General features: G+C 66.9%; 23 protein-coding genes. 3 read left to right on the forward strand and 20 right to left on the reverse strand.

Annotated elements, in window-relative coordinates; all coding sequences use genetic code 11:
* Positions 1-47 precede the first annotated feature (47 nt).
* Complete coding sequence (locus AB0N05_RS31540; protein WP_364700602.1) at positions 48-1,094, forward strand: hypothetical protein; 1,047 nt, start codon at positions 48-50, stop codon at positions 1,092-1,094.
* Between the two features lie 46 nt (positions 1,095-1,140).
* Here the strand turns inward: AB0N05_RS31540 and AB0N05_RS31545 are convergent, their stop codons facing one another.
* The gene (locus AB0N05_RS31545) at positions 1,141-1,677 is read right to left on the reverse strand and encodes a TetR/AcrR family transcriptional regulator (protein WP_364700604.1); all 537 of its coding nucleotides are present in this window, start codon (positions 1,675-1,677) and stop codon (positions 1,141-1,143) included.
* Positions 1,678-1,750: 73 nt separating this feature from the next.
* Here AB0N05_RS31545 and AB0N05_RS31550 point away from each other — a divergent pair, with 73 nt between their 5' ends.
* A complete protein-coding gene (locus tag AB0N05_RS31550; RefSeq protein ID WP_364700606.1) occupies positions 1,751-2,164 on the forward strand; it encodes an organic hydroperoxide resistance protein in 414 nt (137 codons plus the stop codon).
* A gap of 1 nt (position 2,165) precedes the next feature.
* On the opposite strand, the gene AB0N05_RS31555 is transcribed toward AB0N05_RS31550, so the two are convergent.
* Positions 2,166-2,702 carry an NlpC/P60 family protein gene (locus tag AB0N05_RS31555; RefSeq protein ID WP_364700608.1) on the reverse strand — a complete coding sequence of 179 codons (537 nt, stop codon included), beginning with the start codon at positions 2,700-2,702 and terminating at the stop codon, positions 2,166-2,168.
* Positions 2,703-2,923: 221 nt separating this feature from the next.
* Between AB0N05_RS31555 and AB0N05_RS31560 the strand changes: the two genes are divergently transcribed.
* The gene (locus AB0N05_RS31560) at positions 2,924-3,511 is read left to right on the forward strand and encodes a GNAT family protein (RefSeq protein ID WP_364700610.1); all 588 of its coding nucleotides are present in this window, start codon (positions 2,924-2,926) and stop codon (positions 3,509-3,511) included.
* Positions 3,512-3,596: 85 nt separating this feature from the next.
* Here AB0N05_RS31560 and ileS read toward each other — a convergent pair whose 3' ends face one another.
* From ileS to AB0N05_RS31650, 18 genes are all read right to left on the reverse strand, one after another.
* Positions 3,597-6,740 carry an isoleucine--tRNA ligase gene (gene ileS, locus AB0N05_RS31565; RefSeq protein ID WP_364700612.1) on the reverse strand — a complete coding sequence of 1,048 codons (3,144 nt, stop codon included), beginning with the start codon at positions 6,738-6,740 and terminating at the stop codon, positions 3,597-3,599.
* Positions 6,741-7,025: 285 nt separating this feature from the next.
* Positions 7,026-7,232, reverse strand: coding sequence for a hypothetical protein (locus AB0N05_RS31570; RefSeq protein WP_364700614.1), 207 nt, complete (start codon positions 7,230-7,232; stop codon positions 7,026-7,028).
* 135 nt (positions 7,233-7,367) lie between these two features.
* Positions 7,368-8,189 (reverse strand): DivIVA domain-containing protein, encoded by an 822-nt coding sequence (locus tag AB0N05_RS31575; protein ID WP_364700616.1) that lies wholly within the window; start codon positions 8,187-8,189, stop codon positions 7,368-7,370.
* 74 nt (positions 8,190-8,263) lie between these two features.
* Positions 8,264-8,566: a YggT family protein gene (locus AB0N05_RS31580; protein WP_364700619.1), complete on the reverse strand. Its 303-nt coding sequence runs from the start codon at positions 8,564-8,566 to the stop codon at positions 8,264-8,266.
* A gap of 315 nt (positions 8,567-8,881) precedes the next feature.
* Positions 8,882-9,697 carry a cell division protein SepF gene (gene sepF, locus AB0N05_RS31585; RefSeq protein ID WP_364700621.1) on the reverse strand — a complete coding sequence of 272 codons (816 nt, stop codon included), beginning with the start codon at positions 9,695-9,697 and terminating at the stop codon, positions 8,882-8,884.
* A gap of 105 nt (positions 9,698-9,802) precedes the next feature.
* Positions 9,803-10,603 (reverse strand): YggS family pyridoxal phosphate-dependent enzyme, encoded by an 801-nt coding sequence (locus AB0N05_RS31590; protein ID WP_364700623.1) that lies wholly within the window; start codon positions 10,601-10,603, stop codon positions 9,803-9,805.
* Entirely contained in the window at positions 10,573-11,313 is a 741-nt protein-coding gene (pgeF, locus tag AB0N05_RS31595; protein ID WP_364700625.1) for a peptidoglycan editing factor PgeF, read from the reverse strand. Before pgeF ends, AB0N05_RS31590 begins: the two co-directional genes overlap by 31 nt.
* A gap of 168 nt (positions 11,314-11,481) precedes the next feature.
* Positions 11,482-12,762, reverse strand: a complete 1,281-nt coding sequence (ftsZ, locus tag AB0N05_RS31600; protein WP_364700627.1) for a cell division protein FtsZ — start codon at positions 12,760-12,762, stop codon at positions 11,482-11,484.
* 337 nt (positions 12,763-13,099) lie between these two features.
* Complete coding sequence (locus tag AB0N05_RS31605) at positions 13,100-13,945, reverse strand: FtsQ-type POTRA domain-containing protein (protein ID WP_364700629.1); 846 nt, start codon at positions 13,943-13,945, stop codon at positions 13,100-13,102.
* Between the two features lie 6 nt (positions 13,946-13,951).
* Positions 13,952-15,448 (reverse strand): UDP-N-acetylmuramate--L-alanine ligase, encoded by a 1,497-nt coding sequence (gene murC, locus AB0N05_RS31610; protein ID WP_364700900.1) that lies wholly within the window; start codon positions 15,446-15,448, stop codon positions 13,952-13,954.
* A gap of 29 nt (positions 15,449-15,477) precedes the next feature.
* Complete coding sequence (murG, locus tag AB0N05_RS31615; protein ID WP_364700631.1) at positions 15,478-16,701, reverse strand: undecaprenyldiphospho-muramoylpentapeptide beta-N-acetylglucosaminyltransferase; 1,224 nt, start codon at positions 16,699-16,701, stop codon at positions 15,478-15,480.
* Positions 16,698-18,188 carry a putative lipid II flippase FtsW gene (gene ftsW, locus AB0N05_RS31620; RefSeq protein WP_364700633.1) on the reverse strand — a complete coding sequence of 497 codons (1,491 nt, stop codon included), beginning with the start codon at positions 18,186-18,188 and terminating at the stop codon, positions 16,698-16,700. The genes murG and ftsW overlap by 4 nt, the downstream gene beginning before the upstream one ends.
* Complete coding sequence (murD, locus tag AB0N05_RS31625) at positions 18,185-19,627, reverse strand: UDP-N-acetylmuramoyl-L-alanine--D-glutamate ligase (RefSeq protein WP_364700902.1); 1,443 nt, start codon at positions 19,625-19,627, stop codon at positions 18,185-18,187. Before murD ends, ftsW begins: the two co-directional genes overlap by 4 nt.
* Before the next feature lie 50 nt (positions 19,628-19,677).
* Positions 19,678-20,754 carry a phospho-N-acetylmuramoyl-pentapeptide-transferase gene (mraY, locus tag AB0N05_RS31630; protein ID WP_364700635.1) on the reverse strand — a complete coding sequence of 359 codons (1,077 nt, stop codon included), beginning with the start codon at positions 20,752-20,754 and terminating at the stop codon, positions 19,678-19,680.
* Entirely contained in the window at positions 20,751-22,241 is a 1,491-nt protein-coding gene (murF, locus tag AB0N05_RS31635) for a UDP-N-acetylmuramoyl-tripeptide--D-alanyl-D-alanine ligase (RefSeq protein WP_364700637.1), read from the reverse strand. The genes mraY and murF overlap by 4 nt, the downstream gene beginning before the upstream one ends.
* Positions 22,238-23,884 carry a UDP-N-acetylmuramoyl-L-alanyl-D-glutamate--2,6-diaminopimelate ligase gene (locus AB0N05_RS31640; protein WP_364700639.1) on the reverse strand — a complete coding sequence of 549 codons (1,647 nt, stop codon included), beginning with the start codon at positions 23,882-23,884 and terminating at the stop codon, positions 22,238-22,240. The genes murF and AB0N05_RS31640 overlap by 4 nt, the downstream gene beginning before the upstream one ends.
* A 197-nt stretch (positions 23,885-24,081) precedes the next feature.
* Entirely contained in the window at positions 24,082-25,836 is a 1,755-nt protein-coding gene (locus AB0N05_RS31645) for a penicillin-binding protein 2 (RefSeq protein WP_364700905.1), read from the reverse strand.
* Positions 25,837-26,030: 194 nt separating this feature from the next.
* Positions 26,031-26,690, reverse strand: coding sequence for a hypothetical protein (locus AB0N05_RS31650; RefSeq protein ID WP_364700641.1), 660 nt, complete (start codon positions 26,688-26,690; stop codon positions 26,031-26,033).
* Between the last annotated feature and the right edge of the window lie 5 nt (positions 26,691-26,695).

Below are 26,695 nucleotides of genomic sequence, written 5' to 3' on the forward strand. Positions count from 1 at the left end.
ACTACAACCTCATATAGTTGCATTTACCAACCTTGCGGAGAGAATTCATGGTCTCGCATCAGATCCGGCACGTAGCCACCCACCTGCTGACCCCGCTGCTCATGTGCCTCGGCATGGGTTTGGCCTACCTCGGGGCGTTCCACCAGCCCGAGCCCAATCACCTGGCCCTGGCCGTGGTCGGCGACGCGCCGCAGGTCAAGGTGCTCGCGCAGACGCTCAAGGACAAGGGCGGCGACGCCTTCGACATCATCACCGTGCCCGGCCGCGACGACGCCATCGCCCAGCTGCGCACGCGCGATCTGGCCGCCGCGTTCATCCCCGATGCCCAGCATCCCGAATTGCTCGTCGCCACCGCAGGTTCCGACACCACCGCCATGGCCGCCGAATCGGTCTTCCAGCGCGTCACCATGCAGCAGGGCGTGCCGTTGACCGTCACCGACATCACCACCCCCAGCTCCGGCGACCCCACCGCGCAAGGCATCTTCTTCCTGCTGGTCACCCTGAGCATCGGCTCCTACGCCAGCGTGGCGGCCATCGGCGCGGCGGGCGCGGGACTGTCCATGCGCATTCGCGCCCTCATCGGCCTGGTCACCTCACTGGCCGTGAGCCTGATCGGCCTGGCCCTGTCCGGCCCGGTCTTCCACGTGGTCGATCACGACAATGCGGCGATCTGGGCCATGTCCTGGCTGTACTCCGCGGGCATTCTGGCCATCGGCATCGGCCTGCACACCTTCCTGAAGCGCTGGACCACGCTCGCCATGATGGTGCTGTTCGTCATGCTCAACTTCACCAGCTCCGGCGGTGTCTACACCCCATGGCTGCAGAACGACTTCTTCGGTGCGCTCCATTCGTTCTGGAACGGTGCGGGATTCGTGGAGGGCGCGCGCAGCCTGCTCTACTTCGACAGCAATGGTCTCAGTGGCCGGTTGGTCAGCCTGGTGCTGTGGTTCGCCGCGGGCATCGTGCTCATGATCGTTGCCGCGATCGCCGAAATGCGCCGGGCCACACTGGAACCGCGACACGCACTGCATGAGACCCCGGCCGCGATCGAGGAGAAGACGGAAGAGGAAATCGAGGAAACGGTCGGCGTCTGATCGCTCCCGATATGACTGCGGCGCACGTGAATTCGCGTGCGCCGAGTCATTTGTCCAGACGCGCCAGCGCGGCCTGAATACCGGCCGTGACCGTCTCGGGATCGCCGACCCCGCCGCTGATGGTCACGCCATCGCGGGTCAGCAGCAGCGCGCGGGACATCTGCTCGGTGTCGGCATGACCGGCCGCGTGGAGCTTGTCGGCCATGAGATCGCGGAACCAGGCGCGGTAGTCGTCCACCACCTTGCGCACGGCATGCTCCGGATTCGGGAACTCCACGGCCGCGTTCAGGAACGGGCACCCCCGGAAGCCCGGGCCACAGCTGAGCTCACCGAGCTTCTCGAAGATGGTGACGATCGAGTCGGTCCCGGTGCCCGGCACGGCTTCCAATACGCCGCGCTGCCGGTCGTACTCGCGTACCAGGTACGCGACGACCAGTTCTTCCTTCGTCTTGAAGTGCCGGTAGAAGGTCGCCTTCGCGATTCCGGCCTCGGCGATGATGCGGTCGATGCCCACGGTGTGGATGCCCTCGGCATAGAACAGCCGGGTGGCGGTCTCCAGGAGTCGTTCGCGGGCTGCACTCACCCCTTGACGATAGCAGACAGATCTGTCTACTCTGGATCGCAAGTGAACAGACAAGTCTGTCTAGGAGGACAACATGGCACCCCTCTACACCGCAGTGGCAACCTCGGTCGGCCGCGACGGCCGTTCCTACACCGATGACGGCGTGCTCGACCTGAAGCTGGCCCGCCAGAAGGAACTGGGCGGCGACGGCAATGGCACCAATCCGGAGCAGCTCTTCGCCGCGGGCTACTCCGCCTGCTTCGCCAGCGCCCTGCAGCTGGTCTCCAAGCGCATGAAGCTCGATGCCGAAGAGGCGTCGGTCACGGCCGAGGTCGGCCTGAATGCCTTGGAGGGCGGCGGTTTCGGCCTCTCGGTCGTGCTGCGCGTCGAACTCCCCGAGCACCTGCACAATGAGTCCGGTACGGCTCTCATCGAGGCCACCCACCAGGTTTGCCCCTATTCGAACGCCACCCGGGGCAATATCCCCGTGGAACTGGTCGTGGAGTAGATCAGAAGAACCGGCGGATGTCGTAGATCTCGAACTGCGACAGTGGGCTCAGCCCCACCGGCACTCCCCAGTCATACGCATTGAGGATCTGCCCGCCGCCCGCATAGATGCCCACATGCGAGGCATCACCATTGAGGACCACCACGTCGCCGGGTTGCATTGCGCCGAAAGGCACTTCCAACCCGGCGTCGGCCTGTTGCCAAGTGGTACGCGGCATATCGATTCCGACACTGCGAAATGACCACTGCACCAACCCCGAACAATCCCAGGCATCCGGTCCGACGCCGCCCCACCGATAGGGCTTCCCGATCTGAGTGGAGGCCACCCCGAGTGCCGCCATGGCGCGCGGGCTCGCCAGCGGCAACTGCGCCGACCCACTGGCACTACCGGAGGCCGAACCACTCCCGCTTCCCGACGCCGAACCCGAGGCCGAGCCGGAGTCGGCATGAGCAGAGTTAGCCCAGAGTGAGCTGAATGAAACCAAAGCGATCGTGGCGGCAATGAACGACCCGAACCGTTGTAGCAGTTTTCGCTTCATGAACTCGCCCCTCGGATCTATGACGCCGTGGAACTAGCAAATGCAACTCATGCGACCCGCGTTAACTATGTGATTGCTGTTCTATCTCATCAGCAACATCCTTCACAAGGTGGACAGCCCTGGCGTGTTCGGAGATCCACGTCACTCCCCCTAAGTGGTCTCCGAAAATGCCACACAATTGGCTATTCAACCCATCCACTTCTCGCCCTAGGTTCGAGGGTGTGAGCAACTGGAACATCCACCCGACACTGACCGGCGAGCACGTGCGCCTGGAACCGCTGACGTCCGAGCACACGAAGGGCCTGTTCGAGGCCGGAGCCGATCCCGGGATCTGGACTTGGCTGAGCGTCGACCAACCCGCCGATCTGCCCGCGATGGAGCAGCTGGTCGCGGCTGCGCTCGCGGATCCGGCCCGGCGGACCTGGGCGCAGATCGATGTGAAGTCCGGCCGAGTCGCGGGGATGACGTCGTACTACGAGATCTCCGAACAACACCGGATCCTGGCCATCGGCCACACCTGGATCGGCGCGGACTTCCAGCGCACCGCCATCAATACCGAGTCGAAGCTGCTCCTGCTCCGCCACGCCTTCGAAACCCTCGGCGCGCAACGGGTTTCCTGGCACACCGATATCCGCAACCTGCGGTCGCAGCGCGCCATCGAGCGACTCGGCGCGCTGCGCGAGGGCGTCATGCGCGCACATCGCATCCGCCCGGATGGCAGTTCACGGGACACGGTGCTCTACTCCATGCTCGCCGGAGAGTGGCCCGGAGCGCGCGACCGACTGATCGAACGGCTGGCAAGCGGGTAACGCGCCCGCTTCTCACCGCAGAGCCGAGAGGTAAAGCGAAGGGGCGGGGCCGTTTTCGGCCCCGCCCCTGCTACTGCTTGTTCGATCAGGCCTTGGTGACCGAGGCCTTCACACCACCGACGAGGTCGGCGGCATCCGCGCCCGCCGCACCGAAAGTCAGCGTGGTGGCGAGGATTTCACCGGCGATCAGGTCGCGGTGGGTCTGGGCCCAGGCTTCCCGGTCGGCCGGAACCTCGAGCACCACGGTGATGCGGTCGGAGACTTCCAGGCCCAGGTTCTTGCGGGTCTCCTGGAGGTCGCGGATGAGGTCGCGGGCCCAGCCCTCGGCCTCCAGTTCCTCGGTGACCACCGAATTGAGCACGACCAGACCGCTATTGCCCGGCAGGGCGGCGGTGGATTCGGGCTCGGCGGCCACCAGGCGCTGGGTGTACTCCTCGGGGAGAAGCGCGATGCCCGCGGCGGTGACGGTGCCGTCGGCGGATTCGCTCCACTCACCGGCCTTGACCGCCTTGATGACCGTCTGCACCGACTTGCCGAGGCGGGGACCCGCCGCGCGGGCGTTCACCACGAGTTCGAAGCGGCCGTGGGCGGCCACATCGGTGGTGAGGTCGACCTTCTTGACATTGACCTCATCGGCGATCAGATCGACGAAGGGGCGCAGGCGTTCCGCGTCCGACGCGGCGACAGTGACCTCCGAGAGCGGCAGGCGCACACGGAGATTCTGGGCCTTGCGCAGGCTCAGCACGGTCGAGCACGCGGTGCGGACCTCGTCCATGGCCGAGACCAGTTCCGGATCCCGGGGCAGGTCGGACGCGGCGGGCCAATCGGTGAGGTGCACCGAACGCTCGCCGGTGAGCCCCCGCCAGATGACCTCGGTCACGAGCGGCAGCAGCGGTGCGGCGAGCCGGGTCGTCACCTCGAGCACGGTGTGCAGGGTGTCGATGGCGTCGCGATCCTCTTCCCAGAAGCGCGAACGCGACCGGCGCACATACCAATTCGTCAGCGCGTCCGCGAAGGAGCGGAGTTCCTCGCAGGCGGTGGCGATGTCGTAGACCTCGAGCGCATCGGTCATGACCTGACGGGTCTCGGCCAGCTTGGCCAGGATGTAGCGATCCAGGACATGCTGCGAGTCGGTGCGCCAGGTGCCCGGCTGGGATGCGTAGAGCTGCAAGAAGGTCCACGCGTTCCACAGCGGGCGCAGCGCATGACTGACGCCTTCGCGGATGCCGCGTTCGGTGACGATCAGGTTGCCGCCGCGCAGCACCGGGGACGCCATGAGGAACCAGCGCATGGCGTCGGAGCCGTCGCGGTCGAAGACCTCATTGACGTTCGGGTAGTTGCCCTTGGACTTGGACATCTTCATGCCGTCGTCGCCGAGCACGATGCCGTGCGCCACAACGGACTTGAACGCCGGGCGGTCGAACAGCGCGGTCGAGAGCACGTGCAGGTTGTAGAACCAGCCCTTGGTCTGACCGTTGTACTCGACGATGAAATCGCCAGGGCTGTGGGCAGCTTTCTCCGGGGTGCCCTCGAACCATTCCTTATTCTCGAACGGGTAGTGCACCTGCGCGTACGGCATGGACCCGGACTCGAACCAGCAGTCGAGCACCTCGGGGGTGCGCCGCATCATCGACTTCCCGGTCGGGTCATCGGGATTCGGGCGCACCAGCTCATCGATCAGCGGGCGGTGCAGATCGGTCGGCCGCACGCCGAAGTCGCGCTCGAGCGCGTCGAGCGAGCCGTACACATCCACGCGCGGGTAGGCCGGATCATCGGAGATCCACACCGGGATGGGCGCACCCCAGTAGCGGTTGCGGCTGATGTTCCAGTCGCGCGCGTTCTCCAGCCACTTGCCGAACTGGCCGTCGCGGATGTGCTCCGGAGTCCAGCTGATCTCCTTATTGAGCTCCATCGCACGATCGCGGAACTTGGTGACCGCCACGAACCAGGACGGCACCGCCATATAGATCAGCGGCTGACCGGACCGCCAGCTGTGCGGGTAGGAGTGCTCGATGGTCTCGTGCCGCAGCAGCTTTCCGGCCTGCTTGAGATCCTTGATGATGACGGGGTTGGCGTCGAAGACCATGAGGCCCTCGTACGTCGGCACCATCGAGGTGAACTTGCCGCCCGGATCCAAGGGCTGCACGATCTCGATGCCGTGCGCCGTCGCGACATCCATATCCTCTTCACCGAACGCGGGCGCGAGATGCACGATGCCGGTACCCGAGTCGGTGGTCACGTAGTCGGCGTTCAGCACGCGGTGCGCGTTGGGGTGGCCGAGGAAGAAGTCGAACGGCGGTAGGTAGCGCAGATCCGCGAGGGCCGCACCCGCGTGCTCGGACAGCACGGTCGGCTCATCGCCGAGTTCACGCGAATAGTGCGAGACGCGCTCGGCGGCAAGCAGGTAGCGCTTGCCGTCCTTGCCCTCGACATGGGCGTAGGTGACGTCCGGGTGGACGGCGATCGCGAGGTTGGACGGCAGCGTCCATGGCGTGGTGGTCCAGATGACGGCGTTCGCGCCGTCCAGCGCGGCGAGGGGATGCTCGGCCGGAACCTGCAACACCATGTCCACGGTGACCGCGGGATCCTGGCGCATCCGGTAGGCGTCGTCCAGGCGCGCCTCCTGATTCGACAGTGGCGTCTGCTCGTACCAGCTGTAGGGCAGCACCCGGAAGCCTTGGTAGATCAGGCCTTTGTCATACAGCGACTTGAACGCCCACATGACCGACTCCATGAAGTCGATGTCGAGGGTTTTGTAGTCGTTGTCGAAGTCGACCCAGCGTGCCTGACGGGTCACATACTCACGCCACTCATGCGTATACCGCAAGACCGAAGATTTGCACGCGGCATTGAATTCCGCGAGACCCATGGCATCGATCTGTGATTTGTCCGTGATACCGAGCTGCTTCTCCGCTTCGATTTCCGCGGGCAGTCCGTGCGTATCCCAGCCGAATCGCCGTTCGACCTTCTTCCCGCGCATGGTCTGAAAACGCGGGATCAAATCCTTGACATATCCCGTGAGCAGATGTCCGTAGTGCGGCAATCCATTGGCGAAGGGGGGACCGTCGTAGAAGACGAATTCCTCTGCATCGGAACGGTTCTCGATGCTCGCACGGAAGGTGTCGTCAGCGGCCCAGTAGTCGAGTACCCGCTTCTCCAGCTCGGGGAACGACACCTGGCCACTGGTCGCACCGAGATCGGTGCGCGGGTAGGCGTTGGGTGAGGACATGACCGCTGAGTTCTCCTCGTGCCGTAGTAGGCACGGGGACGATGCCGACGCTGTGCGTCGAAACCGCGGTACCACCCCGCTTGCCCGGCGGCTGCGGCGAGAATGCCTCAGCGACCGAACCTCTCGTTGTGAGCTGTGACGGGCTCACCCGTTCGGTTCTACTGAGCGGCCGGTGAGCCGCTGTTCTTCCGAAGACTCCCCGGTGATAGCCGGATCAACGCCGAAAAACTACTTCGATTCTAACCGGATGAGTCCAGCGGTTTAATCCGCACCCCACCCGGGGTATCAATGTCGGGAGTGCCGACCCCCGGGCCGGAACTGCTGCGCCTCGCCGTCATCCTGTCGCAGCGACAGCGCACTGACGAGGAGCAACACCGCACCCGCAACGCAGACGATGATGCAACCCCACGCCCAGATCACCGAACCGGTGGTCAGTGCGGTCACCAGCAGACCGAATCCGACGGCCGCGAGCACAAGCGTTACCACGAGCATGAGTACCAACCCCTCGTGCTGTGTCGATAGCGGTGGCTACCGGATGCCGAACGGTGGCGGCGGCGCGCGGCCCGACTGTGCTCTTCTTCAAGCAGGGCCCGGACCCACGCAGCGCCAATGGCCGTAGTAACGAGTTTACTTGCCGCCCTTGAGGAGTGCGCCGTTGCCCGAGGCGTTCTCGTTGAACTCGCCGCCATCGACGGGGACCGCGGAACCACGGTTCTCCAGCTCCTCCAGCTGCGATTCCAGGTAGGACTTCAGCCGCACGCGGTATTCGCGCTCGAAGGTCTTGAGCTGTTCGATCCGGCTCTCCAGCACGCTGCGCTGCTGGGTGATGGTGGCCATGATCTCGGTGTGCTTGCGCTCGGCATCGGCCTGCAGGGCGTCGGCCTTCTCCTTGGCCTGGCGCAGTTGCGAATCCGAACGAGTCTGCGCATCCGACAGCATGGCTTCGGCCTTCTGACGGGCATCGGCGATCATCGCTTCGGAACGCGTCCGCGCGTCGCCGACCAGTCGCTCCGAGTTGGCTCTAGCATTGGCCAGCAGCTGCTCGGCTTCGGTCTTCGCGTCGGAGGTCAGGCGGTCGGCCATCTCCTGCGCCAGCGAGAGCACCTTGGCGGCCTGCAGATTCGCGTCCGCGCTCGGGGCTTCGGCCTTGACCGGCATCGGTGCGGGGACCGGCATGGGCGGCGGCGGAGCCTGCTGCTTGATGGGCTCCGGGGCCGGCGGTGCGGCCTTCACGGCTTGGACGGGGCCACGATTCTTCTTGGCGTCAGCCAGTTCCGCGTCCAGTTCGGCAACGCGCTGGCGAAGATCAGCGTTTTCCTCGATGAGACGTGAGAGCTCCTGCTCGACCAGGTCGAGGAAGGCGTCGACTTCATCCTCGTTGTAGCCGCGCTTCCCGATCGGTGGTTTGCTGAACGCGACGTTGTGCACATCGGCTGGGGTCAGCGGCATGGAACGATCCCTTCACGCTTCGTTGTGAGATCTAGCGGTAGATCTGGGCAAGCTTTCTTCTTGCGGCCATTCTGTCACACCTGAGCTATCGACTGCCCGTGCTGGCCCGTGATCGTCATCAAGATGAAGACGATGAAAAGCAGGACCATTATCGACAGATCGAGTCGAATTCCCCCAAGATTCACTGGGGGTATCAAACGCCTCAGAAGTTTCACCGGCGGGTCCGTGATCGTGAAGATGACCTCCAAGATGATCACGACGAAGCCGGTCGGCCGCCAGTCCCGTGCGAAGCTGCGAATGAACTCGACGATGACGCGGCTGATCAGCAGCAGCCAGAAGAGGAACAGCAGTAGGTTCAACACCTGGAACAAGGCCACGCCGATCACTCTGCCTCAGATTCGATGGCTTGCAAAATAAGAACCGGAATCGCGCCGCTCACAGCGCGGTTCGCCGCGGCCGGGCCGGTCTCGGTGACGCCCCTAGGAGGGCGGAAAGCCCGGTCGAACCGGGCGAAACGCTCGGCAAACCGGGCAGATTGGACTCCCCCGACAGTAACTTTGGTTCGAACACAGCACACTCTCACCGCGACGCTCCCGGCCTGGGCCGTCCTGCGCCAGTGAGGTGAACGACTGCCCTCGTTCTCAACCCCCGTTGATGGCTGCTGTTTGTTTGCAGCCCTTTACTTCTGGCGCTTACTTCTGGTTGTAGAAGCCGTTTTCGGCGATCCGGCGGCGCTCCTCGGCGGAAACGTCCACATCCGCGGGCGAGAGCAGGAAGACCTTGGTCGCGACCTTGTCGAACGAACCACGCAGTGCGAAGGCCAATCCCGCGGCGAAGTCCACCAGGCGGCGGGCATCGGAATTGCTCATCTCGACCAGGTCCATGATCACCGGAGTGCCGTCCCGGAACCGCTCACCGACGATGGCGGCCTCGGCATATGTGCGCGGACGCAGCGTCGTGATCTTGGACATGGGGCCTCCGTCCTCGAAGATCGCGGAACGGCGCGGCGCCGGCGGCTCGATCCGACGCTCCTCCATCCGCAACTCTTCCATGCGCCGCTCCGCCTCCGGATCCACCGCGAGGGCGCCACGCGTGGTGCCGCGCACCATGGATGCGCTGCCGCCGGGCATGGTCCGGGAGCGGCTGGACGGTGCGGTCTCGATGCGGGTGGGGCGGCGCGGCGCTTCGTAGCGGTCGCGCTCGCGGTCACGATCACGGTCGTCGGCGTACTCGTCCGCGTATTCGTCGCGGCGAGATGCGCTGTAGGCAGGCTTGTAGGGAGCCTTGTAGGCGGGCTCGCCGTAAGCCGGCTCATCGTCGTACCGTTCGTCGCCGTAGCGGTCCCGGTCGTACTCGCGATCGGCGTAGGACCGGGGACGACGCGGGGCACGTTCATCGACCGTGCTCCGGGGTGCTCCAACCGGCCCGCGATCGTCGACGTAGTCGTCTTCGTAATCGTCGAGCGGAACCATCCCGAAGTACGCCTTGAACTTATGCAGCGTGCTCATCTGGTCGACCTTCCTTCGGCCCCGGTGGCCTGGGGGTGTTGTACTGCTCAGTTCCTCGTCCGCCACCAAGCATATGTTTCATATGTGACTGATGAGGTTTCTTTGCTACGCCGAGGTTATCGGTCGCGCGCCCATCAAAGCGGTACCGACACGCACGCACGTGGATCCATGGCGGATCGCTGCCTCCAAGTCACTTGACATGCCCGCGGACAGCTCTCTGGCCTCGGGATGTTCCGTCAACAGGGACGCGTGGATGCGGGCCAGGCGCTCGAATGCGACGTCGGGTTCGACGTCCAGCGGCGGGATCGCCATCAGGCCCGCGAGCTGCAACGATTCGGAGCGGGCCACCTGATCGGCAAGGGCCGTGAGCGTCGCGTCGCGGACGCCGCCGCGGGCCGGATCGGCGTCGAGGGAGACCTGAAGCAGGACCCGCAAGGGGGTGTCGCGCTCGCCCGCCTCGAGGGCCGCTCTCGTCCCGTCGTCAAGAGTTGTTGCCAGCCGGTCGCTGTCGACCGAATAGACCGTATCCGCCCAGCGTGCGACCGATTTCACCTTGTTCCGCTGCAAGCGGCCGATGAATTCCCAACGCATATGGGACAGGTGTCCCAGCTGCGCCACTTTGGCCGCGGCCTCCTGCTCACGGGATTCACCGAACTCGCGGCGGCCGAGTCCATAGAGGATCTCGATATCCGAGGCCGGGAAGAACTTGGTCACCGGCAGCAGCCGGACCGCACCCGGATCGCGCCCCGCAGCCCGGCACGCTGCGTCGATGCGCTCGATCAGGGCCTTCAGCGCGCCGGCGAGCTCCACGGCGCGCTCGCCCGATACAGTGACGCGCGCCTCTTCGGAAGCTTTTGCGGCGGCAGCACTTTCGGTCATTCTGCGATCCCCTTCGATGACATCCAAATCACACCGGCGAGTCGGCCCGTCGGCGCGCCGCGGCGGTGACTGAACAGGGCCTTGTCCTCGATGGTGCACCGCGGGTCCATCGCCACGGCGGGCACACCCGCCGCCTCCAGCTGCCGCCGGATGCCCGCGCGCAGGTCCAGACCGGGGGTTCCCCTGACGGTCGTGGTCGCGCTGCCCGGCAGATGCGCCTCGACATCGGCGCGCATGGCGGCGGGCACCTCGTACTGGCGACCGCTGGCCGCCGGTCCGAGGAACGCGCCGATGCGTTCCGGCTTCGCGCCCACGGAGATCATGGCTTCCAGGACCTTCGGCACGATGCCGATCCGCGCCCCGATGCGCCCGGCGTGCACGGCCGCGATGACACCGGCCTCGTCATCGGACAGCAGGATCGGCACACAGTCGGCGCTGAGCACCACCAGCGCCAGATCGCGCTGCGTCGTCACCAGCGCATCGGTCGCGGGTATCGGCTCGCTGCGCGGCCCGTCCACGATCTCCACATTGCGCCCGTGGATCTGTTCCATCCAGACGAGCCGCTCCGGCGTCAGCCCGATATTCTCCGCGAGCCGAACCCGATTGCGCCGCACCGCCTCCGGATCATCCCCGACGTGATCGCCGAGATTGAACGAGTCGTACGGAGCCTGCGAGTAGCCACCCGCACGCGAGGTCACGACCCGCCTGGTCCGAAAAGCCTGTGCCGCAGAAGTCATGTCTTCGAGCGTACTGGCCACCTCCCCGCTAACCCGCCCCGAGACCGGACTCGATCGGCCGCTGCGGCGCGATCCGGCACCGCCACGGTCCGCGGTGGATACGCGAATGCGCCCGCCCCGGAATCGGGGCGGGCGCATTCGGATCGAACACCCTAGGGGCGCAGTCGGTCAGCGCCGCATGAAGGAGGGAACGTCGACATCGTCGTCGTCGGCGTCCGGGGGCTGGATGTGGGTGCGGGAATTGTGCTCGACCGTCGGATCGACGGTGCGACGCGGGGAGTCATAGGACGGCGCCGGGCCGCGACCGGAGGAGATCGGGGCCTGCGACACCGGAGCCTGCGCGGGTTCGGTGCGGGGCGGGGGAACCGGTTCGGCCGCGCGGGCGGGGGTGTAATCCGGGGTGCGGCTCACTTCCCCGGCACTGGCGCGAGCCGTGCTGAAGGACGAGGTGGAGGCGGTAGTGCTGGTGCGGCCGACGGCCGGTTCGATACGGCGCGCTGGACCGCTGCCGTCAAAACCCGCTGCGATCACCGTGACTCGAACCTCGTCGCCGAGCGAATCGTCGATGACCGTACCGAAGATGATGTTCGCCTCGATGTGCGCGGCCTCCTGGACCAGTGAGGCGGCCTCGTTGATCTCGAACAGGCCGAGATCGGAACCACCCGCGATCGAGAGCAGCACGCCGTGCGCGCCATCCATCGATGCCTCCAGCAGCGGCGAATTGATCGCCGACTCCGCGGCTTTCACGGACCGGCCTTCACCGCGCGCGGAGCCGATGCCCATGAGGGCCGAGCCCGCACCGGACATGACGCTCTTGACGTCGGCGAAGTCGACATTGATCAGGCCCGGGGTGGTGATCAGGTCGGTAATGCCCTGAACACCATTGAGCAGCACCTCATCCGCGGAGCGGAAGGCGTCCATCAGGCTGACGGCCGCATCGCCCAGCTGCAGCAGCCGGTCATTGGGGATGACGATCAGGGTGTCGCAGGATTCGCGCAGCGCTTGAATGCCGGCCTCGGCCTGGTTGCTGCGGCGCTTGCCCTCGAACGAGAAGGGCCGCGTCACAACACCGATGGTGAGCGCGCCGAGTTTGCGAGCGATTTGCGCGACGACCGGTGCACCACCGGTGCCGGTGCCGCCGCCCTCGCCCGCGGTCACGAAGACCATATCGGCGCCCTTGAGCACCTCTTCGATCTCGTCCTTGTGGTCCTCGGCGGCCTTGCGGCCGACCTCCGGATCGGCACCGGCCCCGAGGCCTCGGGTGAGTTCGCGGCCGACGTCGAGCTTGACGTCCGCATCACTCATGAGCAGCGCCTGGGCGTCGGTGTTCACCGCAATGAACTCGACACCCTTGAGGCCCTGTTCGATCATTCGGTTGACGGCGTTCACGCCGCCGCCGCCGATACCGACGACCTTGATCACAGCAAGGTAGTTGTGCGGGGGCGTCATGGGCGCTCGCCTTCCTTCGATCTAGAACAGCTTCGTCGTCTTCGGATGCTCGGCGTATGCCGGAACATATTGGTCTCGGTCCGATAAACCCTCAACCATAGGTTCAGCGTTATGTCAAGTATCCGACTGGTGCGGAACGGTATTCGCAGCCACCGCGTTACGGGCGCAGGCGCGCCGAAACGAGTACCAGAATCTTGGTTGATTCACCTCGTCCAACCCACCTGGGCATCGTATCGTGGACGGTTGCCCTCCGGAGCCAACATGACGTGCACACTGCCGCCCCGATGGTGACATTCCGGCAAGCCACCGAAAATTTCGGTGGCCCAATGGTTATCGCTCACTTTACAGTGACCAGATTCGGACTCGAAATGTCGAACACCTTGCCGGGCTGGGTAAGTAAGGGCAGCACCACCGCCGCCTTCCGTTGCGAATCATTCGACCCGCCCCACAAGACAGTACTGCCGTTGCGCAACTCCAGGGCAATATCCGAAACCGAGCGGGCCACAACCTGTCCCACCTGATCGAGCAGACCGGGTGGTACGGACGCCATGACGGCCACCGCGGCCCGGGTCACCGGGTCCGCACCCGACGGGTGATCGGTCACCAATTTCGGGGCCAGCGGCCCGGGCGGCTCGATCGCGAATTCCACGCTGTCGCAATCGAGCAGGTGGGTCCCCTCCGGACTGTCGAAGTACAGCACGGCGGAACGCTCCTCCACCGTCACCTTGACGCTGGAGGGGAAGGACCGCTGCACCCGCACCGATTTGACCTTGGGCAGATGGGCGACGCGTTGCGCCATCTCGGTGGTGTCCAGGCGCATCATGGACAACCCGTCGGGCACCTGCAGGGCGTCGAGAACCTGCTGCTCCGGAACGGCGGCCAGGCCGTCGATCCGCACCGAACGCACCGAGAGCACCGGGGAGAACCAGGCCACCAGGCCCAGCGCCACCACCAGCACGAAGCCCGCTACCACGCCGATCCGGACCCGGCGCGATTGCCAGGCCGTCGCCAGACGCGAATCCCGGCGGCCACTGCCGCGTCGCAGCCGCGCGCGGCGGGCCGCGGCCGACTCCGGAACGCCGTGTTCAGGACCGGCGGAATCCCCGTCGTCCCAGTCGTCCTCGTCCCAGTCGTCGACCGCATGGTCGTCAGCCCTGTCGTCCGCTCCCCCACCCGAGCCCATGCGCGCTCACCGCCCGTGCGAGGGTCGTGCCCGCAGCCCGTCGAGAATCTGGCTGCCGAGCATGGTCACATCGCCCGCGCCCATGGTGATCACGACGTCACCCGGCCGGGCGAGCGAGGCCACCTGACGGCCCACCCGCGACATATCCGGCTGGTAGTGCACGGGTTTGGTGACCGAATTGGCCACCAGCGCGCCGTTCACGCCGGGCAGCGGCTCCTCGCGCGCGCCGTACACATCGAGCACGACGACCTCGTCCGCGAGGGACAGGGCAGTGCCGAACTCGGTCGCGAAAGTGGCGGTGCGGCTGTACAAATGCGGCTGGAAGACCACAATGACCCGGCCCGGGCGCGAGCGCGCCCCGTCGCGGGCCTCCTGGGCCACCAGTTCGGCGGCGGCGCTGAGCACCGCGCGCACCTCGGTCGGATGGTGGGCGTAGTCGTCGAAGACCCGCACGCCGTTCTCCCGGCCGGTGAGCTGGAAGCGCCGGTGCACACCGCCGAAACCCTCCAGGCCCTGGATGATTTCGCCCATATCGGCCCCGGCGGCGCGGGCGGCCAGCAGCGCGCCCAGTGCGTTCAGCGCCATGTGGCGGCCCGGCACCGACAGGCGGATGGTGCGCGCGGCGGGCTCATCGGACAGTTGGAAGACCGCGACGCCGCCGACATCGCGCGGCTCCCAGGACTCCATGCGCGCGCCGAAGGTCACACCGTCCACGGCGAACTCGCCCGAGCCGTAACCGATCACCTCGATACCGCGCGGATCTCCGGCCAGCCGGGCCGCCGAACGTTCGGCCAGCCCGCGCGAGCCCGCATCGTCCAGGCACACCACCAGGCGGCCACCCGGCTGCAAGCGGTCCACGAAATCATCGAAGACCTGCACGTACGCCTCATCGGTCCCGAAGTAGTCCAGGTGATCCGATTCGATATTGGTCACCACCGCGACATCCGGCGCGTACTGCAGCAGCGAGCCGTCGCTCTCGTCGGCCTCGGCCACGAAAATGCCGCCGGTGCCGTGATGGGCATTGGTGCCCGCCTCATTGAGCTCGCCGCCGACCGCGAAGGACGGGTCGAAACCACAGTGCTGCAAGGCGACCACCAGCATCGAAGTGGTGGAGGTTTTGCCGTGCGTGCCCGAGACCAGCAGGGTCTTATGCCCCTGCATGAGCGAGGCCAGCACGGCCGGGCGCAGCAGCACCGGCACGCCGCGCTCATGCGCCGCGACCAGTTCGGGATTGGTCTTGGGGATGGCGGCATAGGTGGTGACCACGGCCGTCGGCCCACCGGGCAGCAGATCCAGCGCGCTCTCGTCATGGCCGATGCGCACCTGTGCGCCACGCGCCCGCAGGGCCAGCACGCCGCGACTCTCCTTGGCGTCCGAGCCGGACACCATGCCCCCGCGCGAGAGCAGAATCCGGGCGATACCGGACATTCCGGCCCCGCCGATGCCGATCATGTGCACCCGCTGCAAGAGCTCGGGTAGGTCGGTCTCTTGTTCGGCATGCATGCCGGTCTGTTCGGTTTCCGCTGCTTCGGTCATCGACCTGCCACCTCCAGCACAATGCGGGCTACCTCATCCGCGGCGTCGCGATGTCCGGCGCCGGCCGCCGCGCGACCCATCGCCGTCAGCCGATCGGTATCCAACAGCAGCGGTATCACCTCGTCTATCACGTATTTCGGAGTCAGCTCCGCGTCCGCCACGATTCTGCCACCGCCCGCGGCGACCACCGGGCGGGCATTGAGTTCCTGCTCCCCATTGCCGTGCGGCAGCGGGACGTAGAAGGCGGGCAGGCCGGTCGCGGAAACCTCCGCGACCGTCATCGCGCCCGAACGACATACCACCGCGTCGGCGGCGGCATAGGCCAGATCCATACGCGAGAGATAGGGCACCGCAACGTATTTCGCACGGTCGGCCGCGACGGCCCCGTCGGGTTCCGGGGCGGCAGGGTCGGCGATGTCGAGGCGGACGTTCTGGTCGGCGGGCCGCGAGTCGGCAGCGGTCGCAGTAGGAGCCTCGAGGGTCAGCGTGTTCTTCGGGCCGTGCGCGTGCAGCACCGAGATGCCCGCCAGCGCCAGCTGCGGAGCAGCGCCCGACACGGCTTCATTGAGGCTGCGCGCGCCTTGCGAACCGCCGAAGACGAGCAGTACCGGACCGTCGGAAGGGAGGCCGAAGTGCTCGCGGGCCTCCGCGCGCAATGCTGCCCGATCGAGGGTGGTGATGCTCGCCCGCACCGGAATGCCCACCACTTCGGCATCGATGCGGCCCCTCGCGTGCACGCCCGAATTCGGCACTGCGGCCAGCACCCGGTCCGCCACTCGCGCGCCGATCTTATTGCCGATCCCGGCCATGGCATTCGCCTCGTGGATCACCACCGGCACCCGCTTGCGTCTGCGCAGCAGGCCGCGCCCGGCAGCAAGATAGGCGGGCAGCGCGACATAGCCGCCGACGCCGACGATCACGTCCGCGTCCACCGCGTCGATGATCTGGCGAGTGCGTTTGACCGAAGCGCGCACCCGGCCCGGCAGGCGCAGGAGATCCGCGGTGGGCTTGCGCGGCAGCGGAACCGGCGGAATCAACTCCAGGGGGTAGCCGCGTTCGGGGACGAGCTTGGTCTCCAGGCCACGCTGGGTGCCGAGTGCGGTGACCCGGATGGACGGATCCCGCCGCAGCAGTGCGTCGGCCACGGCCATGGCGGGTTCGATATGCCCGGCGGTACCACCGCCCGCCACGATCACCGAAAGCGGCCGTTCCACACTCACCTCGAATTACCCCGTTCGTCTCTCGAATGCTTCATCGGATAGCTGGGCTCCCAGGCCCGGGTGCTGCGCCACGATTCGGTGGAGCGGCTGGTGGTCCGGCGGGCGGAGTCGGAATCTATCGACCGGCGGGCGTCGGAGCCGCCGCGGCCTTTGCCGGAAGGCGGTAGGGCGCGGCGCTTCTGGCTGGAGACCGCGTTCGCCTTCGGTTTCGGCTTGGGTTTCGGTTTGGCCTTCGCCTTGGCGCGGGAGGCGTGTGCCCTGACGGGCGAATACATTTCGGGCTTGGGTAGTCGCAGCAGGCGACTGACTCTGCCGTCCTGCCCGGCATGCAGGGCCGCCACGGCTTCCGGCTCGTGCCGGGCCGCATTGGCGATGATGCCGAACATGAGCAGCGTGATCGCGAGCGAGGAACCACCCGCCGACACCAGCGGCAGCTGCAGGCCGGTCACCGGCAGCAGGCCCACCACATAGCCGACATTGATCAGCGCCTGCCCGGTGATCCAGGTGGTGGCCGAACCGGTCAGCAGGCGCAGGAACGGGTCCACCGAGCGGGTGGCGATGCGCAGGCCCGTGTAGACGAACAGCGCGAAAAGGCCCAGCACCAAGGCACATCCGAGGAACCCGAGCTCCTCGCCGATAATCGCGAAGATGAAATCGTTGTGGGCATTGGGCAAATAGCTCCACTTGGCCCGCGACTGCCCCAGTCCGCGACCCCAGATACCGCCGTCCGCAAGCGAATACAGCGCCTGGCGCGCCTGATAGCCGATGCCCTGCGGGTCATCCCCCGGGCTGAAGAAGGCCCGCATGCGGTCGGACCGGTATCCGGCCGAGAGCGCCAGAATGGCCGCTGCCACACCGCCGGACACCGCGATGGTGACGAACATGCGCAGCGGCAGACCGCCGAACCACAGCAGCGAGGACAGCACGATGCCGAGCGCGATGGTGGTGGACAGGTTGGGTTCCAGCACGACCAGGAAGCACACCAGCAGACCGGCCGGGACCAGCGGCATCAGAATGTCCTTGTACCCGGCCTTTTCCGACTGCCGCGAGGCCAGCAGGTGCGAACCCCACACCACGAGCGTCACCTTGGCGATCTCGGACGGCTGCACCGACACCACGCCGAGGTCGAACCAGCGCCGCGAGCCCTGCACCTCGGTGCCGATGCCGGGAATCAGCACCAGCACCAGCAGCGCCATCGAGACCACGAACACCGGGAACGAGAGCTGGCGCATGACCCGCATGGGAATCCGCAGTGCGATATAGAACAGCAGCGCGCCGAACGCCGCCATCATCGCCTGCTGGATGAACAGCGAATACGCCGATTTGCCAATGGCATACGACTCGACGCTCGAGGCGGAGAGCACCATGACCAGGCCGAGCACGGTGAGCAGCACCGCGATGGCGACCACCAGATGGAACGACGCGAGCGGGCGGGCCAGCCATGCTGCGAACCATCCGGTTCGCGCCCGCCGCGTCGTGCCCGTCATTCCGATCTCCCGATGTCCTTCTCGTCCAGGGCCTGCACCGCCGCCGCGAAACTTCGGCCGCGATGGGTGTAGTCGGCGAACATGTCCAGTGAGGCCGCGGCCGGAGCCAGCAGCACGGTGTCGCCGCTCTGGGCGAATCCGGCGGCGACGCGCACCGCACGGGCCATCACCGCTTCAGGTTCGATTTCGGTGAAGGGATCACCCATCACTGCATCGTCCCCCGAACCGAGCTTCACGACCGGTACATCGGGGGCGTGTCGCGCGAGTGCGGCGGCGATCACGGGCGCGTCGATGCCGAAAAGTACAGCGCCGACCAGATGCTCGCGCACCTCCTCCACGAGATCCTCGACACTCGCGCCCTTGAGTTGACCACCCGCGACCCACACGACCGCCGGGTGCGCCAGGATCGACGAGCGCGCGGCATGCGGATTAGTGGCCTTGGAATCGTCCACGAAATTGACCCCGGACAGTTCCCGCACGAAGGCGGCGCGATGCGGGCCGACCTTGTGTTCCTGCAGGCCCTCCTTCACGAACTGCGGGGCCACATCGATGGATCGGGTGAGCGCGGCGGCCGCGAGCGCGTCGGCCACACCGGCCGGGCCCTGCGGGCTGATATCGCCGATCTCGGCCAGGATGGCGGCCTTGGTGAAGGCGCGGTCCAGGAGCTTGCCGTCCACCACGCCGAGTTCACCGTCGGCCGGAACGCCGATGCGGAAGCCGACGGTGCGGCGCGCCTTGGACTTTCGTGCCAGCGCCGATGCCACCTGATCGTCCAAGCCGACGACGCCGACCCGTCCAGTCAGAGCGCGCGCTTTGGCGGCGGCATACGCGTCGAGCCCGCCGTGCCAATCCAGGTGATCCTCGGCCACATTCAGCACCACGCCCGCCTCGGGTCGCACCGAGGGAGCCCAATGCAGCTGGAACGAGGACAGTTCCACCGCGAGGACCTGCGGACCGGGACTGCGCCGCAACGCATCCAGGATGGGCAGACCGATATTCCCGCAGGCGACGCTGGGGATTCCGGCGGCGCGCAGGATCGAATGCGTCATCTGCGTGGTGGTGGTCTTGCCGTTCGTGCCGGTCACCACCAGCCACTTGCGGACCGGGCCGTAGATGCGCGCCTGATCGACCCACCAGGCGAATTCGACATCGCCCCAGACCGGAATGCCCTCGGTGACAGCCGAAGCCAGCACCGGCGAATCCGGCCGCCAGCCGGGACTGGTGATCACGAGCGCAAAGCGTTGCAGCGCATCATGTTCCAGCAGATCGGCATTGGTGGCGGTGGCCAAGCCGAGTTCGGCGGCCTCGGCGAGGGCCTGCTGGCCGCCGTCGGTCACCACCGGCCGCGCGCCGATATCGCGCAGAGGCTCGATCAAGGAACGACCCGACACCCCCCAGCCCGCGACGAGAACGTCACGGCCACGCAGGAATTCGAGCATGGGTCCCGGAGAACGCAGGACCCGCGGAGAATGTTCGACCATCTTCCTTATCACCCGACCGCGGAGAGGTATTCGCTATAGAACAGGCCCAGACCGATCGCCGACGCCATGCCGGCGAGTAGCCAGAACCGTATGATCACCGTGGTTTCCGCCCAGCCAGATAATTCGAAGTGGTGATGGAACGGAGCCATCTTGAACAATCGATTGCGTGTGGTGCGGAACACCGCCACCTGCAACACCACCGAGGCCGCCTCGGCCACGAACAGCGCGCCCAGCACGACCATGAGCAGTTCGGTGCGGGTGGTGATGGACAGGCCCGCGAGCAGACCGCCCAACGCGAGGGAACCGGTATCGCCCATGAAGATCTTGGCGGGCGCGGCATTCCACCACAGGAAGCCGATACACGCGGCACCACCGGCGGCACACACCAGCGCCAGATCGAGGGGATCGCGCACGTTGTAGCAGCCCGCCTCCGGATGCGTGGAGCAGGCATTGCGCCACTGCCAGAAGGTGATGATCATGTACGCGCCCAGCACCAGGCTCATGGAACCGGCCGCGAGACCGTCCAGGCCGTCGGTCAGGTTCGCCGCGTTCGACCAGGCCACCACCAGCAGGCAGACAAAGGCCAGGAAGATCACGATGCCCATGGACACCGTGGTGATATCGCGGGTGTAGGACAGGTGGCGGCTGGCGGGGGTCAACCCGTTCGCACCCTTGAATTGCAGTGCCAGCACGCCGAAGATGACCGCCGAGCCGAGCTGGCCGATGTATTTACCGGCCGCCGTCAGACCCAGATTGCGCTGCTTGCGCAGCTTGATCATGTCGTCCAGGAAGCCGACCATGCCGAGCGCGGTGGCCAGGCCCATCACCAGCAGACCGGACGCGGACGGCCCGGCCTCGCCGTAGCTCATGGAGATCAGGTGCGAGCCCAGGTAACCGGCCCACATGCCGATCAGGATGGCGACGCCGCCCATGGTGGGGGTGCCGCGCTTGGCCTTGTGGCTCTCCGGGCCGTCGACCCGGATCTCCTGGCCGAAGCCCTGTTTGGCGAACCAGCTGATCACCGCGGGCGTCAGCAGAATGGATACGGCGAGCGCGATGGCCGCCGAAAGCAGAATCTGAGTCATCGCGCGGCCTCCTGCTGTGTCTCGGCACCGAGGAGATGTTCGGCAACGGTCCACAGGCCCACGGACTTCGACGCCTTCACGAGCACCACATCTCCTGGCTCGAGTTCGTCGTCGAGCAACGCGATCGCGGACTCGATATCGGGCACGTGAATGGACTCCTCACCCCAGGAACCTTCCTGCACCGACCCCTGGAAGAGGGCGCGCACCGGACGGCCCGCGCCGACCACCACTAGGCGGTCCACATCGAGCCGGACGACCAGGCGGCCGATCTTGTCGTGTTCGATGACGGATTCCTCGCCCAGCTCGCCCATTTCGCCGAGCACGGCCCAGCTGCGGCGCGGCTGCTCGCTCGCCTTGGCCATGGTGACCAGGGCCTTGAGGGCGGCGCGCACGGAATCCGGATTGGCATTGTAGGAGTCGTTGACGACGGTCACGCCGTCGGCGCGGGTCCGCACGTCCATGCGGCGAGCCGAGACCGCGCTCGCATCGGACAGCGCCTGTGCGATGGTCGCCAGGTCCGCGCCCCGATCCAGGGCCACGGCGGCGGCCGAGAGGGCATTGCCCACCTGATGCTCACCGGAGACGGCCAGCTGGATCGGGATGCTTTCGCCCTTGTGGTGCAACGTGAATCGCGCCCGGGCGTTCTCATCCAGGGTGACATCGTCGGCGCGCAGATCGGCATTGCCTGCCAAGCCGACGGTCACCACGCGAGCCTCGGTGCGCTCGGCCATCTTGGCGACCAGGTGATCGTCGAGATTGAGCACGGCCAGCCCGGAGGCCGGAAGCGCTTCCACCAGTTCACCTTTGGTCTGCGCGATGACCTCGCGGCTGCCGAACTCGCCCAGATGCGCGGTGCCGACATTGAGTACGACGCCGATGCTCGGCGGGGCGATCTCGGTGAGCGCCTTGATATGTCCCGGTCCGCGAGCCGACAGCTCGAGCACCAGGAAGCGGGTGTCGGCATCGGCGCGCAATGCCGTCCAGGGGTGACCGAGCTCGTTATTGAACGAACCCGGCGGGGCCACAACGGGTCCCAGCGGGGCCAGGACGGCCGCGAGCAGATCCTTGGTGGAGGTCTTGCCGGAGGAGCCGGTCACGCCGATCACGGTCAGGCCACCGGCCGCCACCAGGCGGTCGATGCTGACGCGAGCCAGCTTGCCCAGCGCGTCCAGTACCGCCGCGCCGGAGCCGTCGGTGTCGTGGGCCAGCGCGATGGCGCGGGTATTGCCGAGCCGGGGCTCGACCACGATGGCCGGTACGCCGACCGGCCGCGCGGCCAATACCGCCGCCGCGCCCTGGTCTACCGCCTTGGCCGCGAAGTCGTGGCCGTCGGCGCGCTCGCCCGGGAGGGCCAGGAACAAGTCACCGGAACCGATACGGCGCGAATCGAATTCGGCCGAGCCGGTGACCTTCGCCTCGGGGTCGGGAACATCGTGGAGCGTGCCGCCCACAATGTCCGCGATCTCCCGCAAAGTCATCTCGATCATGAATGCGTCAGGTCCCTCGTCTTTCGCGACAGGGCTGCGACGAGCACCTCGCGGTCGTCGAACGGATACTTCACGCCTGAAATCTCCTGCCCTGTCTCATGTCCCTTGCCCGCGACCAGCACCACGTCACCGGGTTGTGCCCAGTCGACGGCGGCCTCGATCGCGGCGGCCCGGTCCCCGACCTCCCGGACCTCTCCACGTTCATGCTGCGGAACCTCGTCCGCCCCCGCCCGGACCGCGGCGCGGATGGCCGCCGGGTCCTCGCTGCGCGGATTGTCATCCGTAATGATCAGCAGATCGGCCCCGCGCGCCGCGGCCGCGCCCATGAGCGGGCGCTTCCCGGCATCGCGATCGCCGCCCGCGCCGACCACCACGGCCAATCGACCCGTGTGATTTTGTTCGGCCAGCAGCGCGCGAAGCGTCACTACCACCGATTCGATGGCCGCGGGCTTATGCGCGTAATCGACCACCGCCAGGAAATCCTGGCCCTGATCGACGCGCTGCATGCGGCCCGGCACATCCACCTCGGCCAGTGCGGCCGCGGCGGTCGCCACTTCCGCACCCGCAGCCTCGCACACGGCGAGGGCAAGTACCGCATTGGCGATGTTGTAGTCGCCCGGAAGCCGCAGTCGCACATCGATATTCGCGGCCGAGCCGGATTCGGAGGGCTCCTGGATGGTGAATTCCTGGATTCCGCTCGGACTGGTCGTCGCGGGACCGGCGAGCCAGTCGGCGTCGGTGCCCGGCACCGCGCTCACACTCACGAGCCTGCCCTTGGCGTCCTCGCCGAGGCTGGCTGCCACGTCCTCGAACATCCGGCGGCCCCAGCCGTCGTCGATGCAGATGACGGACTTGCAGGCCGCCACCGACGGGCGGGCCGACGCCGCAGTGGCCTGGCCGTCCGGAATGAACAGGCGGCGCTTGGCGGCGAAGTAGTCCTCGAAGTCGCTGTGGAAATCCAGATGGTCCTGGGACAGATTGGTGAACGCGCCGACCGCGAAACTCACCCCGTCCACCCGGCCCAGTGCGAGGGCGTGACTGGAAACCTCCATCACCACCGCGTCCACGCCCTGCTCGACCATGACGGCGAACATGGCGTGCAGCTGCGGGGCCTCGGGGGTGGTCAGCGCCGAGGGCACCCGGACGCCGCCGATGCGGGTCTCGATGGTGCCGATCAGCGCGGTGCGCAGTCCCCCGGCGGCCAGACCGGTCTCCACCAGATACGACGTGGTGGTCTTGCCGGACGTGCCGGTGATGCCGATGATGCGCAGTTTGCGGGAAGGATCACCGTAAAGAGCCGAGGACAACTCGCCGAGCACCGAACGCGGCGCATCGTGCACCAGCACGGGGACGTCCATCTCGCCGATGAGTTCCGCACCGGCCGGATCGGTGAAGACAGCGACCGCGCCGCGCGCCACCGCATCCCGGGCGAAACGGGCACCGTGTGCGTGGGTCCCGGCCAATCCGACGAACAGGTCACCCTGCTGCACCGCATTCGAGCGCTGCTCGATGCCGGTGACCTGCACGTTCTCCAGGGCCTGGACCTGCGCCGGGCTCGCACCCGTCAACTCAGCAACCGTGCGCAGGGTCGTCGCCGGGGGTACGGCGGGCCGAAGCACCTGCGGACTGGCTTGCTCGGGCACGAAGCTCCTCTCGGACAGTGGATTGTCTACAGGGTGAAATTAGAGCGATCCGGTACCAGGCTGTGAAACCTCGCTGACGCGGATCGACGAGTCAGGTTACCTGTGTTCGATCGCCGTGCGATCGGCACGGCGCAGTTCGGTCACCCGCCGCTACCCATGCCGGGGGCGGTGTACGTCACGTTCACCCGACCCCTGCTCTAACTCGCCTGCAAAATCAGTGGTTTCGCGGGCGGCGACGGTGGCACCCGATCGCGCTGCAAGGCCCACGAGGCAATGCTGTGGAACAGCGGCGCGGCCGAACCGCCGCCGCTACCGTCGGAGCTACGCACCGGCGCGTCCAGCATCATGCCGATCACATAGCGGGGATTGTCGGCCGGTGCCATTCCGGCGAAGGTGATCCAGTAGCGGTCGGCCGAGTAGCACTGGCACTTCTGATCGATCTGCTGTGCGGTGCCGGTCTTGCCCGCCACCTGATAGCCCTCGATCGACGCCGGGCCGCCCGTGCCCTGCTGGATGCCGCGCGGATCCTTCTGCACCACGGCCTCGAACATCTGCCGCAGTGTCGCCGCGGTCGCCGGGCTCACCACCTTGACGCTGTCCGGCTGCTCCTCATCGGTGCGGGAACCGTCCGGCGCGACCCTGGCCTTGACGATGCGCGGCGGAATCCGCACGCCGTTATTGGCAATGGCCTGATACATGGAGGTCATCTGCAAGGTCGTCATCGAAAGGCCCTGGCCGATGGGAAGGTTGGCGAAGGTGGACCCCGACCACTGATCCCGCGAGGGCAGCACGCCGGCGCTCTCACCCGGCAGGCCCACGCCGGTGCGCTGGCCGAGACCGAACTTCTTGAGCATGTCGAAGTAGCGGTCCTCGCCGATGCGCTGGGCCAGCATGAGCGTGCCCACATTCGAGGACTTACCGAAGATGCCGGTCGTGGTGTACGGCATGGTGCCGTGATCCCACGCATCGTGCACGGTCACGCCGCCCATGGAGATGCTGCCCGGAACCTGGTGCACCTCATCGGGATTGGTGAGGCCGTATTCGATGGCCGCGGCCGCGGTGACGATCTTGTTCACCGAGCCCGGCTCGTACACCTCCTGCACCGACGGGTTGCCCAGATCCGACGCGGACCAGAACTGCGGGCCCAGTTGCGGATTGAAGGTGGAGTCATTGGCCATGGCCAGCACCTGACCGGTCTTCGCGTCCAGGACCACCGCCGAGGCGGCCTGCGCGCCAGACATCTCCTTGGCCTGCTGCACCTGCTGTTGCACGTAGTACTGCAGGTCCTGATCCAGGGTCAGCTCCACGCCGTAACCGTTCACGGCGGGCTGGCGGTCGCGCCACGAACCGGGGATCACCGCGCCGTCCGAGCCGCGGTCATAGGTCATGGAACCGTCCGAACCGGCGAGGATGGCGTCCATCGAGGACTCCAGGCCGATCTGGCCGTGCCCGTCCCAGCCGGTCGCGCCGATCACATTGGCGGCCAGGGAACCACCCGGGTACTGGCGCATATCCTTGCGCTCGGTGCCCACCTCGGGGAACTTCAGGCTGATGTCGTCGGCGACTCGCGGATCCACATTGCGCACCAGATAGACGAACGGCTCATCACTGCGCAGCTTGCTCAGCAGATCCTTCTCGAGCGCGGCATTGCCGAGCTTGTCGTGGATGTACTTGGCGATGGCCTGCAAGCGGGCGTCCGGCTCGGGGGCCGAGGACTTCTTCTCATGCGCGTCCGCGAGGGTCTTGCGCACCTTGATCGGCTGGAAGTTGAGGTCCTCCGCGGCAATGGTGAATGCCAGCTGATTCCCGTAGCGATCCAGAATCGGTCCGCGCATGGCCAGATCGGGCTGCTTCACCGTGCGCTGATCGGCCGCCTGCGCCGAATACTTGGGCGCGGCAATGCTTTGGATCCACAGCAATTGGGCCGCGGTCACCAGCAGCGCCACCAGCATGATGACTCGACCCACTCCGAACCGGAATCGCGTCGACGAATCCAGGCCCGAAGCGGGGCGTGGTCTGGACTGGCGGCCCGGCCCGGAACTCGCACGGCCGGAGCCGGTCCGGCTCCGGCCGGAAGCTCCGCGCCCCCGGCCGGACTCGGACCGACCCCGACCGGGGTCTCGACCGCGCACCGCGCGGGAGGGACTCATCGAGGGGCCCCATTCGCCTGCACCGCGGGGACTTCCGGCGGATGTGCCGCGGTGGTGGGCACGCTCGGTGTGGTGGGCGCTGCCGGGGTGGTGGTCACCGGGACCACCCGTTCACCCTGCGCCTGCACCAGTTTCGGCGGCTGCGCCGACGGCACGGGCGGGGTGGTGTTCAACGGCGGGACGGGCGGGCCCTGCGCCGGAAGCGGATTCCCGACCACGGTGACCTGACCATCCGGGCCCACCAGCAGGCGGGCCGGGTCCTTGGCCGGGACCATGCCGAGTTCGGCTGCGCGCTTGGCGAGATCCGGCGCGGAATCCGCGGCGACCACCTCCCGCTGCAAGGCATCACGTTCATCGGAGAGCTGCTGATTGGTCCGGCGGGCCGCGCCGAGCTGATAGCTGTCCTCGGTGGCGCGGGTGGTCAGCAGCAGAGTCAGGGCCAGGCCGCAGCCCAGCAGCGCGATAATGGTGGCCACGAACGACATTCGCCCGCGCGGCATCCCATCACCGCTGCGCCGCAGCACGGCAGGCAACTCGGTGCGTCCCGCCCGGCTGCGCCGGCGTGCGTAGGCCCGTTGCGCCGCACCCGATTTCACTCGTTCCGCCGCTTGCACCCGGCGAGCCCCCCGGCCCGCCGACTGGGTCCGGATCGTCATAGGGC

Source organism: Nocardia sp. NPDC051030 (assembly GCF_040683015.1).
GTDB lineage: Bacteria > Actinomycetota > Actinomycetes > Mycobacteriales > Mycobacteriaceae > Nocardia.